The 16474-nt window shown below is 74.6% G+C and carries 16 protein-coding genes; 7 read left to right on the top strand and 9 right to left on the bottom strand.

The window, feature by feature from the left end; translation table 11 throughout:
- Nucleotides 1-128 precede the first annotated feature (128 nt).
- Both KPL60_RS25240 and KPL60_RS25245 read right to left on the bottom strand, forming a co-directional pair.
- A complete protein-coding gene (locus KPL60_RS25240; RefSeq protein WP_226350160.1) occupies nucleotides 129-1076 on the bottom strand; it encodes an electron transfer flavoprotein subunit alpha/FixB family protein in 948 nt (315 codons plus the stop codon).
- Between the two features lie 45 nt (nucleotides 1077-1121).
- A complete protein-coding gene (locus tag KPL60_RS25245) occupies nucleotides 1122-1907 on the bottom strand; it encodes an electron transfer flavoprotein subunit beta/FixA family protein (protein ID WP_226350159.1) in 786 nt (261 codons plus the stop codon).
- 400 nt (nucleotides 1908-2307) lie between these two features.
- Here KPL60_RS25245 and KPL60_RS25250 point away from each other — a divergent pair, with 400 nt between their 5' ends.
- Nucleotides 2308-2604 carry a hypothetical protein gene (locus tag KPL60_RS25250; RefSeq protein ID WP_062397226.1) on the top strand — a complete coding sequence of 99 codons (297 nt, stop codon included), beginning with the start codon at nucleotides 2308-2310 and terminating at the stop codon, nucleotides 2602-2604.
- Nucleotides 2605-2611: 7 nt separating this feature from the next.
- Here the strand turns inward: KPL60_RS25250 and KPL60_RS25255 are convergent, their stop codons facing one another.
- From KPL60_RS25255 to KPL60_RS25270, 4 genes are all read right to left on the bottom strand, one after another.
- A complete protein-coding gene (locus KPL60_RS25255; protein WP_226367416.1) occupies nucleotides 2612-4024 on the bottom strand; it encodes an NAD(P)/FAD-dependent oxidoreductase in 1413 nt (470 codons plus the stop codon).
- Between the two features lie 22 nt (nucleotides 4025-4046).
- Nucleotides 4047-4817: an SDR family NAD(P)-dependent oxidoreductase gene (locus KPL60_RS25260; protein ID WP_226350157.1), complete on the bottom strand. Its 771-nt coding sequence runs from the start codon at nucleotides 4815-4817 to the stop codon at nucleotides 4047-4049.
- Between the two features lie 77 nt (nucleotides 4818-4894).
- Nucleotides 4895-6694, bottom strand: coding sequence for a DUF3556 domain-containing protein (locus tag KPL60_RS25265; protein ID WP_226367417.1), 1800 nt, complete (start codon nucleotides 6692-6694; stop codon nucleotides 4895-4897).
- Nucleotides 6695-6805: 111 nt separating this feature from the next.
- The gene (locus KPL60_RS25270; RefSeq protein ID WP_226367418.1) at nucleotides 6806-8251 is read right to left on the bottom strand and encodes a class I adenylate-forming enzyme family protein; all 1446 of its coding nucleotides are present in this window, start codon (nucleotides 8249-8251) and stop codon (nucleotides 6806-6808) included.
- Between the two features lie 167 nt (nucleotides 8252-8418).
- Between KPL60_RS25270 and KPL60_RS25275 the strand changes: the two genes are divergently transcribed.
- On the top strand, nucleotides 8419-9642 hold the full coding sequence (locus tag KPL60_RS25275; RefSeq protein WP_226367419.1) for a CdaR family transcriptional regulator: 1224 nt from the start codon (nucleotides 8419-8421) through the stop codon (nucleotides 9640-9642).
- A gap of 16 nt (nucleotides 9643-9658) precedes the next feature.
- On the opposite strand, the gene KPL60_RS25280 is transcribed toward KPL60_RS25275, so the two are convergent.
- The gene (locus KPL60_RS25280; protein ID WP_062397236.1) at nucleotides 9659-9865 is read right to left on the bottom strand and encodes a hypothetical protein; all 207 of its coding nucleotides are present in this window, start codon (nucleotides 9863-9865) and stop codon (nucleotides 9659-9661) included.
- Between the two features lie 172 nt (nucleotides 9866-10037).
- Complete coding sequence (locus KPL60_RS25285; RefSeq protein WP_062397238.1) at nucleotides 10038-10262, bottom strand: hypothetical protein; 225 nt, start codon at nucleotides 10260-10262, stop codon at nucleotides 10038-10040.
- 152 nt (nucleotides 10263-10414) lie between these two features.
- Here KPL60_RS25285 and KPL60_RS25290 point away from each other — a divergent pair, with 152 nt between their 5' ends.
- From KPL60_RS25290 to KPL60_RS25300, 3 genes are all read left to right on the top strand, one after another.
- Nucleotides 10415-11164, top strand: coding sequence for a bifunctional 2-polyprenyl-6-hydroxyphenol methylase/3-demethylubiquinol 3-O-methyltransferase UbiG (locus KPL60_RS25290; RefSeq protein ID WP_226350152.1), 750 nt, complete (start codon nucleotides 10415-10417; stop codon nucleotides 11162-11164).
- Nucleotides 11161-12654 carry a 1,4-alpha-glucan branching protein domain-containing protein gene (locus KPL60_RS25295; RefSeq protein WP_226367420.1) on the top strand — a complete coding sequence of 498 codons (1494 nt, stop codon included), beginning with the start codon at nucleotides 11161-11163 and terminating at the stop codon, nucleotides 12652-12654. The genes KPL60_RS25290 and KPL60_RS25295 overlap by 4 nt, the downstream gene beginning before the upstream one ends.
- Before the next feature lie 595 nt (nucleotides 12655-13249).
- On the top strand, nucleotides 13250-14488 hold the full coding sequence (locus tag KPL60_RS25300; protein WP_226367421.1) for a glycosyltransferase family 4 protein: 1239 nt from the start codon (nucleotides 13250-13252) through the stop codon (nucleotides 14486-14488).
- 6 nt (nucleotides 14489-14494) lie between these two features.
- On the opposite strand, the gene KPL60_RS25305 is transcribed toward KPL60_RS25300, so the two are convergent.
- The gene (locus tag KPL60_RS25305) at nucleotides 14495-15214 is read right to left on the bottom strand and encodes an acyltransferase (protein ID WP_224401605.1); all 720 of its coding nucleotides are present in this window, start codon (nucleotides 15212-15214) and stop codon (nucleotides 14495-14497) included.
- A gap of 80 nt (nucleotides 15215-15294) precedes the next feature.
- Here KPL60_RS25305 and KPL60_RS25310 point away from each other — a divergent pair, with 80 nt between their 5' ends.
- Nucleotides 15295-15498, top strand: coding sequence for a hypothetical protein (locus tag KPL60_RS25310; protein ID WP_226350149.1), 204 nt, complete (start codon nucleotides 15295-15297; stop codon nucleotides 15496-15498).
- A gap of 33 nt (nucleotides 15499-15531) precedes the next feature.
- The gene (locus KPL60_RS25315) at nucleotides 15532-16470 is read left to right on the top strand and encodes a nucleoside hydrolase (RefSeq protein ID WP_226367422.1); all 939 of its coding nucleotides are present in this window, start codon (nucleotides 15532-15534) and stop codon (nucleotides 16468-16470) included.
- Nucleotides 16471-16474: the final 4 nt, after the last annotated feature.

Consider the following 16474-nt stretch of genomic DNA (forward strand, 5'->3'; position numbering starts at 1 on the left):
GGCATCGGGGTGAACGGACCCGGACAGGTGTCGTCGCAGGCAGGAGCGGGTGAACAGGCCCCGCACACACGTCGACGCCCGGGTGCACGCAGCACCCGGGCGTCGACGCGGTGGAGGACCGGAAGGGGTCAGCCCTTGCGCTTGGCCACTTCCTCCTGCAGCTGCGGCGCGACCTTGAACAGGTCGCCGACGATGCCGAAGTCGGCGATCTCGAAGATCGGCGCCTCCTCGTCCTTGTTCACCGCGACGATCGTCTTCGACGTCTGCATGCCGGCGCGGTGCTGGATCGCGCCGGAGATGCCGAGGGCGATGTAGAGCTGCGGCGAGACCGACTTACCGGTCTGGCCGACCTGGAACTGCGGCGGGTAGTAGCCGGAGTCGACCGCGGCACGCGAGGCACCGACGGCGGCACCGAGGGAGTCCGCCAGGCCCTCGACGACGGTGAAGTCGTCGGCCGAGCCCACGCCGCGCCCACCGGAGACGATCACGGTCGCCTCGGTCAGCTCCGGACGGGACCCGCCCTGGATCGGCTCGCGGCCGGTCACGGTCGCGGCACGCCCGGACGGGGCCGGGACCTCGACGCTCTCGCGGGCACCCGCACCGGCGGCCGCCTCGATCTCGATCGAGCCCGGGCGCACGGTGATGACCGGGTGCTCGGTGTTCGACTTGGCCTCGGCGGTGTAGGCACCACCGAAGATCGAGTGCGACACACCGTCCGCCGAGACGCCGACGACGTCGGACAGCAGCCCGGAGTTCGTCCGGACGGCGAGCCGACCGGCGACCTCCTTGCCGTTGCCGGTGGCCGCGAGCAGCACCGCGGCCGGGGACGCCGACCCGATGAGCGACTCCAGGACCGTCGTCTCCGGGGAGAGGAAGTCGGTGGAGTCGGTCTCGGCGACGTAGATCTTCTCGGCGCCGTGCTCGGTCAGACCGTCGGCCAGCTTGTCCGCGGTGCCCGCGGCACCGACGACGACCGCCGACGGCTCGCCCAGCGCGCGGGCGGCGGTCAGCAGCTCGTAGGTGGTCTTCTTGATGTCACCGTCGACATGGTCGACGAGGACCAGAACCTCAGCCATGATTCTCTATCTCCAAACGAAGAGGGAAGCCAGGAAGAACCGGGGTCAGATCAGCTTCTGGCCGACCAGGAACTCGGCGATCTTCGCGCCGCCGTCGCCCTCGTCGGTGACCTTCTCGCCGGCCTGCTTCGGCGGCTTCGGCGAGGCGGAGACGACCGTGGTCAGGGCGTTCGCCAGACCGACCTCGGAGGCGTCGATCCCGGCGCCGGCCAGGTCGAGGGTCTCCACCGGCTTCTTCTTCGCCGCCATGATCCCCTTGAACGAGGGGTAGCGCGGCTCGTTGGACTTCTCCCCGATCGACACCACGACCGGCAGCTCCGCGGTCAGGTGGGTGACGCCCTCGTCGGTCTCCCGCTTGGCCTTCACCGTGGTGCCCTCGACCGAGAGCTCGTTGGCGTGGGTCAGCGACGGCACACCGAGCAGCTCGGCGATCATCGCCGGGACCGCACCGATCTGGCCGTCGGACGCCGAGTTGCCCGCGATGACCATGTCCCAGCCGTCGACGGTGCCGATCAGCTTGGTCAGCGCCTTCGCGGTCTGCACCGCGCACGAGCCGTGGATGGCCTCGTCGGACAGGTGCACCGCGGAGTCCGCGCCCATCGACAGCGCCTTGCGGATCGCGTCGGTGGCCCGGTCCGGGCCCATGCTCACGACGACGACCTCGGAGCCGTCGTGCGCCTCCTTCAGCAGCAGAGCCTGCTCCACCGCGCGCTCGTTGATCTCGTCGATCACCGCCTCGGCACCCTCACGGTCGAGGGTGTGGTCGGAGTCGGACAGCTTCCGCTCCGAGTAGGTGTCGGCCACCTGCTTCACCAGGGTCACGATCTTCATAGGACCTCTTCGACCTCCTGCCGCGGCGGCCTGCGCCCACGCGCACACCGCGTCGTCCTTCGTCGCGTTCCGGTCCCGGTCGTCCCGGGTCCGGACCGTCTCGCGTCACCGTGACGGTGCTGCGCCGCGCGCTCTCGATCAGAGCGGGGGTGGGCCGCGGCGTCGCGCCCGTCGTAGCCGGTGACTCTGCCATTGCTCGTGCCGTAACGGCACGCCGTGCCACTGTGACGTTCATTGTTACCAACGAGTAGCGTCCCGGCAAACCGGGGCAGGTCGTGACCGTACTCACGCGCGGGCCTCCTCACCTGGTGCGCGCACGAGGTCACACGCCGCAACCCCTGATCGGGGGTCCGGTTTCGCTACCGTCGGCACCTCGCGCACTCGGCAGGAGGGAGCCGTCGTGCAGGTGACGGGGTTCGACGACCGTCTGGGGACCGGCTACGTGCTCAGCACGGGGCCGCACGCCGACGAGGACGTACCGGGCAGCCGGACCGTGGAGCACGGCGGTCGCACCGTCCGGGCCACCGACGGTCTGGCCGCGATGCTGGAGGACGCGCTGGTCCACCGGCCGACCACCCGTCTGGGGTGGGGCGGACCGGAGGTCCCGCTGACCCTGGAGGACGCGACGCTGCTGGCGTGGCTGCGCCAGGACATCGGCGGGGTGGTGGCCGTGAGCGGGGAGCCCGAACCCGTCTGACCCGCCCTCAGCGGCCCAGGTGGGCGAGCGCGCGACGCGCGGCGTGCGCGCCGCACATCCCGTGCGCACCCGGGCCGGGCGGCGTCGCGGCCGAGCAGAGGAAGTGGCCCGGCGCCCCCGTGTCGTAGGGCTGCAGCGTCGTCCGCGGCCCGAGCAGCAGCTGCCGCAGGTCCTTGGACCCGGTCAGGATGTTGCCGCCGACGAAGTTCGGGTTGCCCGCGAACGCGGCCGGGTCGGTGACCATCGTGCCCACGACCCGCTCCCGGAACCCGGGCGCGAACCGTTCGATCTGCGCGGTGACCGCCTCGGTGGCGTCGCCGGTGTACCCGCGGGGGACGTGCGCGTAGGCCCACACGGGGTGGACGTCGCCCGCCGACCGGGACGGGTCGGCCAGGTACTGCTGCCCGACCAGGACGAACGGCCGCTCCGGCATCCGGCCCGCGTGCACCTCGCGCTCGACGAGTGCGTTCTCCGCCGCCGACCCGACGACGTGCAGCGTCCCGGCCCGTCGCGCGTCGGGGTGCGTCCAGGGCACGCCGCCCGCCACCGCGTAGTCGACCTTGAACGCGGCCGGGCCGTGGCGGAAGCGCCGGTAGGCCCGCGCGACCCGCGCCGGCAGCCGGTCCCCCAGCAGGGCGGGCAGCCGGTCCGGGCCGACGTCCCACACCACGACGTCCGACGGCGGCAGCTCGTCCGCCGACCGCACGCGCACCCCGGTCTCGACCTTCGCCCCGTGCTCGGCGAGCACCGCGGCGAGCGCGTCGGAGATCGCCCGCGACCCGCCCTCGGCGACACCCCAGCCGTGCCGGTGCCCGGCGGTGAACAGGCCGAGCCCGATCGCCGAGGACAGCGGCCGGTTCAGCGGCCGGAACGCGTGCGACGCCGACCCCAGGAACAACGCCCGTCCGCGCTCGGTGCGGAACGCCCTGGCCAGCACCTCCGCCGGGAGCACGGTGGGCGCACCGAACCGGGCCAGCAGCAGCGGGTGGCGCGGGATCCGCACGAGTGGGCCGAGGAAGTCCGGGGAGAAGGTGTCGTAGTCGCGCACCGGTCCGGTGAACAGCGCACGCCACAGCGCGCCGTCGGCCCCGAGGCCGGCCGCGGTACCGGCGACCGAGCGGACCAGGACGCCGGCGTCGCCGCCGTCGAGGGGGTGGGCGCAGTCGACCTCCGGCAGCCGCCACCGCAGCCCGTACCGGTCCAGGCCCAGCTCCTCGAGCACCGGCGAGCCGACGGCCATCGGGTGCACCGCCGAGCAGTGGTCGACCAGCAGCCCCGGGACGATCGCCTCCACCGTGCGGGTGCCGCCGCCGATCTCGTCGGCGGCCTCCAGCACGGTCACCGCCACCCCGGCGCGGGCCAGCACGGCCGCGGCCACGAGCCCGTTCGGCCCGGATCCGACGACGGTCGCGGTGGTCATGGCGTCCTCCTGGGGTACCGGGTCAGAGCAGCGACGCGTCGAGGCCGCCGTCGAGCACGAGCCCGCTGCCGGTGCAGAAGCGGGACCGGTCGCTCGCGAAGAAGAGCGCGGCCTCCGCGACGTCGTCGGGGGTGCCGTAGCCGCCCTGCTTCTGCTCGATCAGCCCGTCGAAACCACCGGCGGGCAGGCCGAGCGCGGCCTCGAAGCCGGGCCGGGCCGACGTCACCAGGTCGGTGTCGACGAAGCCCGGCAGCAACGCGTTGACCCGCACACCGTACGGCCGCAGCTCGGTCGCCGCGGTCCTGGTCAGGTTGACCACGCCGGCCTTGGCCGCCGCGTAGTGCCCGATCAGCGGGGAGCCCGCCGTCGCCGTGACCGAGGCGAGCGTGACGATCGTGCCGCCGCCGGAGGCGATGATCGCGGGCGCGGCGTAGCGGATCGACAGGAAGACGCCGTCGAGGTTGACCGAGGTGACCTCCCGCCAGTCGGCGAGGCTCATCTCCAGCAGCGGCTGCGGACGCCCGACCCCGGCGTTGGGGACGAGGACGTGCAGCCCGCCGTGCCGTTCGACGGTGTGCGCGACGAGCTCCTGGACCTGCTCCTCGTCGCGGACGTCGCAGGACAGGTGCGTGGCGTCCGGGATCTCCTCCGCCGTGCGCCGTGCGGCGTCGCCGTCGATGTCGGAGACGACGACGGTCGCCCCCTCCTCGGCGAAGCGCCGGGCGATCGCCCGGCCGAGGCCCTTGCCCGCGCCGGTGACGAGCGCGACGCGGCCGTCCAGTGCGTCTCCCATGTCGTGTCCCTCTCGTCGTGCGGTGTCGGTCCGGCGGGACGGGCGGGCTGCGGTGTCTCCGCCCGTCCCGCCGGGTCTCAGGGGGCCGGGGCCTCGACGCCGTCGCCGGCCGTCGCCCGCTGCGGGGCGCGCCAGGTGACGGTCAGCGGGATCGGCCCGTTCGGCAGCCACGGCTGCTCGGCGACGGCGTCGGCGACCTTCCAGTACCCGCGCTCGACCACGCCGAGGGCGGCGTCGATCAGCTGGTAGTGCTGGACCGACGAGTGGATGGCCTGGGACTCCACCCAGCAGACGACGAACTCGCCGGGCGCGAACCCGATCCGCTTCTGCAGGGCGGCGATGAGCTGGGCGTCGTGCAGGTGGCCGTCGCCGAAGTTGAACCCGATGACGGAGTTGCAGCCGAACTCGGCCTCGCGGACGGTGCGGGAGTCCAGGTCGTCGAGCCGGGCGGCCAGGACCGAGAACAGGCCGCGGCCCTGGGAGTGCATCGACCGCCAGGCGATCGTCTGCTGCATGGTGACCTCGGCGACCGCCGGCGGGTAGCCCAGTGCCTGCAGCTGGTCGACCTGGTTGGTGGTGGGCCGGTGCGGCAGCCGGTTCAGCTTCTCCTCCGCGCCGGGGGTGAAGGTCCACAGCGCCGAGGCCCAGTTGCCGGCGTACTGGCGCATCGACGGCAGGAACGACACCAGGTCGGGTCGCAGGTTGCCCAGCACCGGGAAGAACGCCAGGCAGGCCACGATCGCGACGGTCAGCACCGGGGAGGACATGTCGCCGACGCCGAAGCCGTCGCCGTTGGGGAAGCCGAGGAACAGGAAGATCGCCAGGTAGCCGAACAGGATGTTCCACTCCAGCGGCACCGCGAGCGGGAACGTCGAGGTGATGAACAGGTGGAACACCACCATCAGCACCACCCCGGCCAGGGTCAGCCGGTGGTCGGTCGAGAACAGCAGCACCAGCGGGGTGATGATCTCCACCGTCGTGCCGCCGACGTGGGCCATGAACGTCGCGAGCCGCGACGGCCGCAGGTCGCCCGAGGCGTCCCGGTAGTGCGCCCGCTTGATCCACTTCGAGGGGATGCAGGGGCTGTTGGACACCATCGGCGGGATGACGTTGGTGAAGTGCCTGCCGAACTTCGACACGCCCGCGCCGATCCACACCATGCAGATCAGCAGCTTCGCCGCGACGATCATGTCGACGAACGGCAGGGTCCCGAAGAACACCATCGCGGGCAGGTACTGCTCGCCGCGGGCGGCCAGGAAGATCGTCTTGTCGCGCAGGCCGCACAGGACCAGCAGCACGATCGGCGCGATCATCAGCCAGGGCGCGACCAGCCCGGAGGTGTTGTCGGGCAGCACCGCCGACAGCGACGCGCTCGGCACGCCGGGCAGCACCACCGCGGTCAGCAGCGAGGCGACCAGGCCCAGGTAGAGCACGACGTCGAGCACGGTGCGGGTGTCGCCGTCGGTACCGGGGACGGCCTTCCACGGACGGAGCCGGATGGTGCCGGGGCGGGCCCAGAACAGGATGCCGCCGGTCATCGGCCTGAACTTGCCCGCGATCGGCCCCCAGGACCCGGCGACGCCGACGACCTCCAGCAGCACCGTCCAGAGCACCAGCTTCTGGTAGACGACCGGCTGGTCCCACCAGCCCGACACCTCCCAGAACGGGCCGACGCCCGAGGTCCAGGTGATCAGCGCGGTCCCGATGACGCCGTAGAGGACCAACAGCTTCACGACGTAGGTCGTCGGGATCATCTTCGGCGACCCGAAGCCGTACTGCGTCCAGTGCAGGGCGAGCACCTTGGTCCGCTCGAACAACGGCCTGTCGAGGAAGGTGTCGAGATCGACCGGGGGGAAGTCCCCCGTCTTGAACCCCATCGTGCGGTCCTCTCCGGTGGAAGGTTCGGTGGCCGTCCGCGGGCGGTGTCCGGGCAGGACGGCTCCCCCGCCGGACCGTGCGGGTCCGCGGGAGGTCGGTGGGTGCCGGGGTCAGCCGGCGGGGACGGGCGCGCGCCGCAGCGCGGGTTTGTCGACCTTGCCGACGGCGTTGCGCGGCAGGGTGCCGACGAGCGCGATCCGGGTGGGGACCTTGATGCGGGCGAGCCGCTGCGCGCAGTGCGCCGCGAGGTCCTCCGGCGTCGCGGCGACGCCGGGGCGCAGGACGACGTGGGCGACCGGGACCTCGCCGAGGACCGGGTCGGGCACGCCGACCACAGCGGCCTCGTGCACGGCGGGGTGGGCGTACAGCGCGTTCTCGATCTCCTGGGGGTAGAGGTTCTCCCCGCCCCGGATGATCATGTCCTTGATCCGGTCGACCAGGACGAGGTAGCCGTCGTCGTCGAAGCGGCCGACGTCGCCGGTGTGCAGCCAGCCGTCGCGGATCGTCTCGGCGGTGGCCTCGGGCAGGTTCAGGTAGCCGCGCATCACGTTGGGCCCGGAGACGACGACCTCGCCGGGGCCGTCGTCGACGAGCCGGCCCTCGGGGTCCATCAGCGCGACCCGCTGACCGGGCAGCGGCAGCCCGACGGTGCCGGGCTTGCGGAGGCCGTCCCACGGGTTGATCGTCGAGGCGCAGGTGCCCTCGGACAGGCCGTAGCCCTCCACCAGCGGCACCTGGAAGCGCTCCTCGAAGCGGGCGACGAGCTCGGCGGGCATCGGCGCGGCCCCGCAGATCACCCGGCGCAGCGAAGAGGTGTCGGCCTCGCGCGCGGGCAGCGCGGTGAGCATGGCGTAGATCGCCGGGACGGCGGAGAAGTAGGTGGGCCGGACCCGGGCGACGGTGTCGAGGAAGGTCTCGGCGCGGAACCGGCCGGCGATGGTGGTGCGGCCCCCGGCGAGCAGCGGCGACAGCACCGAGACGGTGATGCCGTTGACGTGGAACAGCGGCAGCACGAGCAGGCTGTGGTCGTCGGCGCCGAGACCGATCCCGGCGATGACCATCCCGCACATCGCGCGGACGTTCGCGTGGTCGAGCACGACGCCCTTGGGGCGCCCGGTGGTGCCGCTGGTGTAGATCAGCAGGGCGGTCGCGTCGTCGTCGGTGACCGGGTCGGGTGCGGCGGCCGGGTCCCCGGCCAGCTCGGCGACGTCCAGGGTCACCAGCGGCGAGGCCGCCCGCTCCCCCACGACGACGACCGCCCCCGAGTCGGTGATCTGGTGGCCCGCCTCGTCGGCGGTCAGCGCGGGGTTCACCGGGGTGACGGCCGCGCCGAGCCGCCAGGCCGCGAACAACGTCACCACGAGCTCGACGCGGTTGGGCAGCACGACGGCGACGACGTCGCCCGCCCCGGTCCCCGCAGCGTGCAGCGCGCCCGCCGCCGCGGCGACGGCGGCGGCGGCGAACCCGGCGTTGTCGAGCGCGCGGTGCTCGTCGGCGAGACAGGGCGCCTCCGGCGCGGTGCGCGCCCGTTCCCGCGGCAGCACGGCGATGTGCATCGGACTCCCCCTCGGCGTCGTCGGAACCGGTGTGGGGGAAACGTAGGTCCGCGGTGTGACCGACACCATGTACGTCGATCACGAATCGTGGCGGGCCCGTTGTGCCGGGGACACAACGCGTCGTACCCGCCGGCCCGGGGACCGGCCGACCCGCTAGCGTCGCGCGGGTGTCCGCCCACGTCGACGAGGTCGTGGCGGCCGTCGCCCGCGACGTCGAGGCCCGGCTGCCCGAGCTGACGACTGCGATGACCGACTGGTTCGTCGAGGTCATCCCCGAGTTCCGGCACGACGAGACGCTGCGCAGGCTGATGGTCGCGAGCACCTCGGCGAACCTCGTCGCGATCATGGACATGCTCGTCCACTCGATCCCGATGGACCGCATCACGGTGCCGCCCGCGGCCGCCGAGTACGCCCGCCGGTTCGCCCAGCACGACCTGTCGCTGGAGGCGCTGCTGCGGGCCTACCGGCTCGGCGAGCAGATGTTCGCGCAGTGGGCGCTGGACGCGCTGCGGGCCGGGCCGCACCACGGGGACCCGGACGTGCTCGACGCGGTGTCGGTGCTGAGCGAACGCACGAACCGCTACATCGACGAGGTCATCGCCGGGCTCATCGACATCTACGAGGCCGAGCGACGGCGGTGGAGCACCCGGTCCGGGGCGGGACTGGCGACCCGGGTCCGGATGGTGCTCGACACCGACCCGCTGACCGACGCGGCCGCCTCGGAGCTGCTGGGGATCCCGGTGACCGGCCGGCACACCGCGGCGCTGGTGTGGACCCCCGCGTCCGGCGACGGCCCCGCCGACGGGCACGCGCTGCAGGCCGGGGCCCGGCTGCTCTACGAGGCGTCCGGGCGGACCCCGCTGACGGTGCTCGCGGACAGCCGCACGCTGTGGGCGTGGTTGTCCGGGCCCGACGAGGTGCGGCTGGACGTCGGCCTGCTCCGCGACCGGCTCCCGGCCGGGGTGCGCATCGCCGTCGGCGGGTCGGCCGCCGGGATCGACGGGTTCCGCGGCTCGCTCGCCGAGGCGCAGCGGGCCCGTGCGGTCGCCGAGACCGCCGAGGACCGGCCCGCGGTCATCCGGTTCGACGACGTCGCCGTCGCCGCGCTGCTCACCGACCGGTCCGAGGACCTGCGCCGCTGGGTCGCCCGGACCCTGTCCGGGCTGACCGCCGACGAGCCCGGCACCGACCAGCTGCGCGAGACGCTGCGGGTGTTCCTGGCCGCCGGGGGCAGCTACATCCAGGCCGCGGCCCGGCTGCACCTGCACAAGAACACGGTGCACTACCGGGTGCGCAAGGCCGAGGAGCTGCTCGGGCGCCCGGTCGGGGAGGACCGGCTGCAGGTCGAGGTGGCGTTGCTGGCGGCGTCGCTGCTGCGGGGACGGCTGTAGTTCCGCCCGCCCTCGCTCAGCTCACGCGGCGGCCGGGCGGGGGCTCGGCGTGGACGCGGTCCTCCTCGGGCACGACCATCGACAGCACCTCGCCGAGGGCCTCGTCGTCCATCGCGCGCGGCTCGACCGGCTCGTCGCCGAGAACACCCGACACCACCCAGGAACCGGACCGCCCGGTGATGGTGAGCGACAGCGTCTCGTTCTCGTCCGCCGGATCGTTCATCCTGGGCTCCTCTCGGCACGACGCCGTCGGCGTCACCCCTGGCCCGCACGGGCCCGGGGAACGGCGGATACCCGTCGGTGGGCAGTTGATACCCGTCCGGGGACCGACCGCACGCCGACCGGCACGAACCGTGCGCCGACCGCGAACCGGACGTGCGCGACCGGACTGCGGCTCAGCCCGGGTGACGGCGGCCGGGCGCGGGGGCCGGGTACGCGGGACCGTGCGCGGCCGACGGTGCCACCGGCAGCATCGCCCACAGCATCTCGGCGAGCGCGCCGTCGTCCAACCCCTTGAGCGGCAGCGGTTCCCGGCCGAGCACACCCGACACCAGCCAGGATCCGCTACGGCCGGTGATGGTCAGCGTCACCGTGTCCTCGTCGGTCGCGATGTCGGTCATGTGTCCCCCTCCGTCGTGCCTGGCGGGATGTCAGTCGGGCTCCACGTCATCAGACGTCCGTGGTGACACTGCGTTGCTCCGCGTCGACGAGCGGTAGCGCACGCGAGGGGACCGGTGCGAACTCCCCCCGACGGGCGTGGTGAAGTCGGTGGGTGACCAGCAGCCTGCCCCTCACCGGAGAGCGCACCGTCCCGGGCATCAGCCACGAGAACTACTGGTTCCGCCGCCACGAGGTGGTCTACGCGGCCATCGCCGCCGACTGCTCGGGCGTCGCCGTGCTGGAGGCCGGCTGCGGCGAGGGCTACGGCGCCGACCTGCTCGCCGGGGCCGCCCGCTCGGTGCTGGCGCTGGACTACGACGAGACGACCGTGGCCCACGTCCGGGCCCGCTACCCGCGGGTGGGCGTGGCCCGGGCCAACCTGGTGGCGCTGCCGGTGCCCGACGGGAGCGTCGACGTCGTCGTGTCGTTGCAGGTCATCGAGCACCTGTGGGAGCAGGAGCGGTTCCTGCGCGAGTGCAGGCGGGTGCTGCGCCCCGGCGGGCGGCTGATGGTGTCGACGCCGAACCGGATCACCTTCTCCCCCGGCCGTGACACCCCGCTCAACCCGTTCCACACCCGCGAGCTCGACCCGCGCGAGCTGGCCGGGCTGGTCGACGACGCCGGGTTCGGCCGTGTCGTCGTGCAGGGGCTGCACCACGGTCCGCGGCTGCGCGAGCTCGACGCCCGCCACGGTGGCCTGATCGAGGCGCAGACCCGGCTGGCGCTGTCCGGGGAGCCGTGGCCGCACGCGCTGGCCGTCGACGTCGCCGGTGTGCGGTGCTCGGACTTCGTGCTGCGCACCGGCGACCACGCCGACCTCGACGCCTCGCTCGACCTGCTGGTCACGGCGACCCGGCCGTGAGCGGCGCGCCCGTCGGGACGTTCTGCCTCGTCCTGCACTCGCACCTGCCGCTGCTGGCCCGGCACGGCCGGTGGCCGGTCGGCGAGGAGTGGCTCTACCAGTCCTGGGCGCACTCCTACCTGCCCGTCGTCGCGACGCTGCGGGAGCTGGCCGAGGAGGGCCGCACCGGGCTGGCCACCCTCGGGGTGACGCCGGTGCTGGCCGCGCAGCTCGACGACCCGCACTGCCTGCGCGGGGTGCACGACTGGCTCGGCGGGTGGACGCTGCGCGCGCACTCGGCGGCGGGCCGGCTGCCGGACCTGGCCGCGCACGAGCACCGGGTGTCGACGGCGGCGACGGCCGAGTTCGAGCGGCACTGGCGCCACGGCGGGTCGCCCGCGCTGCGCGGTCTGCGCGACTCCGGCGCCGTCGAGCTGCTGGGCGGGCCGGCCGCGCACCCGTTCCAGCCGCTGCTCGACCCACGGGTGCGGGCGTTCTCGCTACGCGCCGGGCTCGACGACCACGCCCTGCGCCTGGGCGCCCGGCCGGCCGGGATCTGGGCGCCCGAGTGCGGCTTCGCGCCCGGGATGGAGCACGACTACGCCGCCGCCGGGGTGCGCCGCTTCCTCGTCGACGGCCCCGCGCTGCGCGGCGACACCGCGTTCGCCCGGCCGGTCGGGACCTCCGACGTCGTGTGCGTCGGCCGCGACCTGGAGATCACCTACCGGGTGTGGTCGCCCCGCAAGGGCTACCCCGGCTCGGCCGAGTACCGCGACTTCCACACCTGGGACCACGAGTCCGGCCTCAAGCCGGCGCGGGTCACCGGACGGCGGGTACCGACCGAGCGGAAGAAGCCCTACGACCCCGCGCTCGCCGCCCGCGCCGTCTCCCGCGACGCCGACGACTTCGTCGACACCGTCGTCGCGCGCCTGACCGCGCTGCGTGCCGAGCGCGGCCGCCCGGCGCTGACCGTCGCCGCGTTCGACACCGAGCTGTTCGGGCACTGGTGGCACGAGGGACCTGCCTGGCTGGCCGCCGTGCTCCGCAGGCTGCCCGAGGCCGGGGTCGCCGTGCGCACCCTCGGCGACGCCGTCGACGACGGTCTGGTCGGCGACCCGGTCGACCTGCGGGAGTCGTCCTGGGGCTCGGGCAAGGACTGGCGGGTCTGGGCCGGGCCGCAGGTCGCCGACCTGGTCGCGCGGAACGCCGAGGTCCAGTCCGACCTGCTCGCCGCCCCGCTGCCCGGACCCGTCCGGGACCCGCTGGCCGACCTGCTCGCCGACCAGGCGCTGCACGCCCTGTCCAGCGACTGGGCGTTCATGGTCAGCAAGGACTCCGCCGCCGGGTACGCCCGCTCCCGCGCCGACCTGCACGCCGGACGGGTGGCCGAGCTGTCCGGGCTGCTGCGCGCCGGGCGGCGGCGGGCCGCACAGCGCCGGGTCGCGGCCTGGGCGGACGCGCCGCTGCCGACCTTCGGACACGTGGACGCCCGGGACCTGGGACGGGTCTGACCGCGAACTCGCTTACCCGGTAAGCGGATTCGGCGGGGTCGAGGTCGGGGAGCACCGGCCCCGGACGCCTCGGGGCCCCGGGCCCGGGCCACCGATCCTGTTCTGCCGGGTGCGGCGCGGCGATCGCACGGTGTGGCGACCTGCCGCCCGGCGCGGCGACCGCCGCGCGGGGTGCCGCGCAACGGGGCGGGGTGCCACGCAACGGGCCTCTGCTCCCACCGGCGTGGCCTCCCGGCCGCGCCGGGGCGGCGCGACACCGCCGGACGTGGCACCCGATCGCACGGTATGGCTACCTGTCGCCGGGCGCGGCGACCGCCGGGCGGGGTGCCACGCGACGGGGCGGGGTGCCACGCAACGGGCCCCCACCCGACCCCCGTGCCACGTCCCACCGACCGGCCGATGGACGCGTCCGCGTCCGGAGAACGCGCTCCCGATCGGACGCGCGTTCTCCCAGCCCCCGCGCGTCGACGGTTCGGCGCGGGACGCCGGCGCGCGACAGGGACCGGGCACGGCGGGGCGGAGGTCGGTGCGGTGGGCGCGATGGGCACGGCGCCCCGGGGGTTACCGCCGGTCCGGCATTTGTCAGGATCTAGCGATGCGGGTGCTGATGGTCAGCTGGGAGTTCCCGCCGGTCGTCGTCGGCGGGCTGGGCCGGCACGTGCACGCGCTGTCCCGCGAGCTCGTCGCGGCCGGGCACGAGGTCGTCGTGCTGTCCCGGGCCCCCACCGGCACCGACGCCGAGACCCACCCGACCCGCGCCGAGACCGTCGACGGGGTGCGGGTGCTGCGGGTGGCCGAGGACCCGCCGGAGCTGGAGTTCGCCACCGACCTGGTCGCGTGGACGCTCGCGATGGGGCACGCGATGCTGCGCCACGCGCTGACCGCACTGCTGCCGGGCTGGCGGCCGGACGTCGTGCACGCCCACGACTGGCTCGTCGCGCACCCGTCGATCGCGCTCGCCGACGTCCTCGGGGTCCCGCTGGTCGCGACCGTGCACGCCACCGAGGCGGGCCGGCACTCCGGCTGGCTGCCGGGGCCGCTGAACCGGCAGGTGCACTCCACCGAGTGGTGGCTCGCGCAGCGCGCGGACGAGGTCATCACCTGCTCCGGCGCGATGCGCACCGAGGTGTCGGCACTGCACGACCTCGACCCGGCCGCCGTCCACGTGGTGCACAACGGCATCGACCCGCGTCGCTGGCGGTCCCGCGCCGCCGCCCCCGCGCACGCCGGCGACGGGCCGCGGATCGTCTACTTCGGACGTCTGGAGTACGAGAAGGGCGTCCAGGACCTGATCGCGGCGCTGCCCCGGATCCGGCGGCGGCACCGCGGGACCCGGCTGCTCGTCGCCGGGAGCGGGACGCAGCAGGAGATGCTGGCCGAGCGCGCGGCGCGGCACCGGGTGACGCGCTCGGTGACCTTCCTCGGCCACCTGCCCGACGGCGAGCTGACCGCCCTGCTGCGCGGCGCGGACGCCGTCGTGCTGCCGAGCCGCTACGAGCCGTTCGGGATCGTCGCGCTGGAGGCCGCCGCGGTGGGCGCGACACTCGTCGCCTCGACCGCGGGCGGGCTCGGCGAGCTGGTCCGCGACGGCGAGACCGGCCTCGGGTTCACCCCCGGCGACGTCCCCGGGATCGCCGACGCCGTCGACCGCGCGCTGGCCGACCCGGCCGCCGCCCGCCGCCGGGCCCGCGCGGCCCGGGCCCGGCTGCGCACCGACTTCGCCTGGCCGGTCATCGCCGGGCACACCGCCCGCATCTACGCCGGCGCCACCGCGGCCGGGCCGCGGGAGCTCCCCCGCCCGAAGATCCCCACCGGGAACCTGTTCGACGCCTGAGCCGGCTCAGGCCCGGTCGAGCCGCGCCTGCAGGGCCCGGTCGGCCTTGCGTGCCATGTCCGCGACCGCGGCGCGCTCGGCGGCGGCGGCCTCGTAGTCGGCCCGCCGGTCGCGCACCACCCGGGCCGGGGTCCCGACGGCGATCGACTCCGCGGGGATGTCCCCCCGCGCGACCGCGTGCGCCCCGAGCACGCTGCCCGGGCCGATCCGGGTGCCGCGCAGCACCGAGGTCTTCACCCCGAGCCAGCAGCCCTCGCCGATCCGGACCGGCGACTTCACGATGCCCTGGTCCTTGATCGGGCGCCGGACGTCCTCGGTGCGGTGGTCGAAGTCGGTGACGTAGACCCAGTCGGCGACGAGCGTCGTCGCGCCGATCTCGACGTCGAGGTAGCAGTTGACCGTGTTGTCCCGGCCGAACACGACCTTGTCACCGATCCGCATCGAGCCCTCGTGGCAGCGCAGCGCGGTGCCGTCGCCGATGTGCACCCAGCGGCCGATCTCGAGCCGGCCGAACCCGGGGCGGGCCTCGATCGTCACGTCCTTGCCGAGGAACACCATCCCGCGCAGCACGACGTGCGGGTGCCGCAGCCGCAGCTTCGCCAGCCGCCAGTACCGCCGCAGGTACCAGGGGCTGTACGCGCGGTGGCGCAGGATCCAGCGCAGCGAGGTGAGGCTGAACAGCTTCGCCTGCTCCGGGTCGGCGTCGGGGATCGGCGGACGTCGCACCCGTCAGACCCTAGGCGTGTGCACCCTTGCGGCGCCGGGTACCTCCCGGGGACCACGTCCCCCATCCGAGAGGTCCGCCCGTGAGCGACCACCGCCAGCCCGACGACGGCACCGACGTCGGTACCGACGAACTGACCTCCGGAGGCGGCGGCACCTCCCGCGCCGACACCGACAAGGCGGGCAACCCCCGCCCCGACGCGACGACCGACGACTCCGGAGCGACCGGAGCGGCCGCCCGCGAGGTCGAGGCCGAGAACGAGGACGAGCCCACCCGCAGCGAGTGATCCCCCCGGCGGGCCGGTCGTAGGCTCGCCGGTGTGCCCCGCCCGTTGATCATCTCGACCGACCCCGGTGTCGACGACGCCGTCGCGCTCGTGCTGGCCCTGCGCAGTCCCGAGGTGGACGTCCGGGCCGTCGTCGCCACGTTCGGCAACGTCGGCCTGGACGCCACCCTGCCCAACGCCGGACGGCTGCTCGCCCTCGCCGGACGCCCGGACGTCCCGCTGGGGGGCGGCGCCGCCCGGCCGCTGGTGCACCGGCGCGAGCAGCGGGCCGAGCACGTGCACGGCTCCGACGGGCTCGGCGGGCGCGCCGCGGCGCTGCCGGAGCCGGTCGCGCCGGTGGCCGGGGCCGGGGTCGCCCTGATGGCGCGGGTACTGGAGGAGGCGACCGAGCCGGTCACGATCGCCTCGATCGGCCCGCTCACCGACACCGCGATCCTGCTGGCCGCCCGCCCGGACCTGGTGGGGCGGATCGAGCGGGTCGTCGTCATGGGCGGGGCGATCGGCGGCGGGAACGTCACCGGTGCCGCCGAGTTCAACGTCCACGCCGACCCGGAGGCCGCGCACCGCGTCCTGGCCCAGGACCCCGGCGAGGGCTCCGTGCCGGTCGCGCTGGTGCCGTTGGAGACCACGCTGGGCTGTGCCGCGGGCCCGGAGTGGGTCGCCGCACTGGGCGACGCCGACCCGGTCGGCGCCGAGCTGGCCGCGATGATCGCCCCCTACATGCGGTTCTACCAGGAACGCTACGGCCGCGACGCCGTCGCCCTGCACGACGCGACGGCGCTGCTGGAGTGCGTCGCACCCGGCTCGCTGACCCCGACGCCGACGGCGCTGACCGTGGACACCGGGTTCGGCCCGGCCCGCGGGGCGACCGTGCCCGCCGGACCCGGCACCCGCCCGGTGGACGTGCTGTCCGCGCCCGACGTGCCGGCCGTCCTCGACGCGGCGCTGGCCCGGCTCACCGCGCACCCGTAGCGGG

The organism is Pseudonocardia sp. ICBG162 (assembly GCF_020496225.1).
Classification (GTDB): domain Bacteria; phylum Actinomycetota; class Actinomycetes; order Mycobacteriales; family Pseudonocardiaceae; genus Pseudonocardia; species Pseudonocardia alni.

Coding starts and splice junctions, on each gene's coding strand:
- KPL60_RS25240 (WP_226350160.1), bottom strand. CDS start 1,076: ATGGCTGAGGTTCTGGTCCTCGTCGACCATGTCGACGGTGACATCAAG.
- KPL60_RS25245 (WP_226350159.1), bottom strand. CDS start 1,907: ATGAAGATCGTGACCCTGGTGAAGCAGGTGGCCGACACCTACTCGGAG.
- KPL60_RS25255 (WP_226367416.1), bottom strand. CDS start 4,024: ATGACCACCGCGACCGTCGTCGGATCCGGGCCGAACGGGCTCGTGGCC.
- KPL60_RS25260 (WP_226350157.1), bottom strand. CDS start 4,817: ATGGGAGACGCACTGGACGGCCGCGTCGCGCTCGTCACCGGCGCGGGC.
- KPL60_RS25265 (WP_226367417.1), bottom strand. CDS start 6,694: ATGGGGTTCAAGACGGGGGACTTCCCCCCGGTCGATCTCGACACCTTC.
- KPL60_RS25270 (WP_226367418.1), bottom strand. CDS start 8,251: ATGCACATCGCCGTGCTGCCGCGGGAACGGGCGCGCACCGCGCCGGAG.
- KPL60_RS25280 (WP_062397236.1), bottom strand. CDS start 9,865: ATGAACGATCCGGCGGACGAGAACGAGACGCTGTCGCTCACCATCACC.
- KPL60_RS25285 (WP_062397238.1), bottom strand. CDS start 10,262: ATGACCGACATCGCGACCGACGAGGACACGGTGACGCTGACCATCACC.
- KPL60_RS25300 (WP_226367421.1), top strand. CDS start 13,250: ATGCGGGTGCTGATGGTCAGCTGGGAGTTCCCGCCGGTCGTCGTCGGC.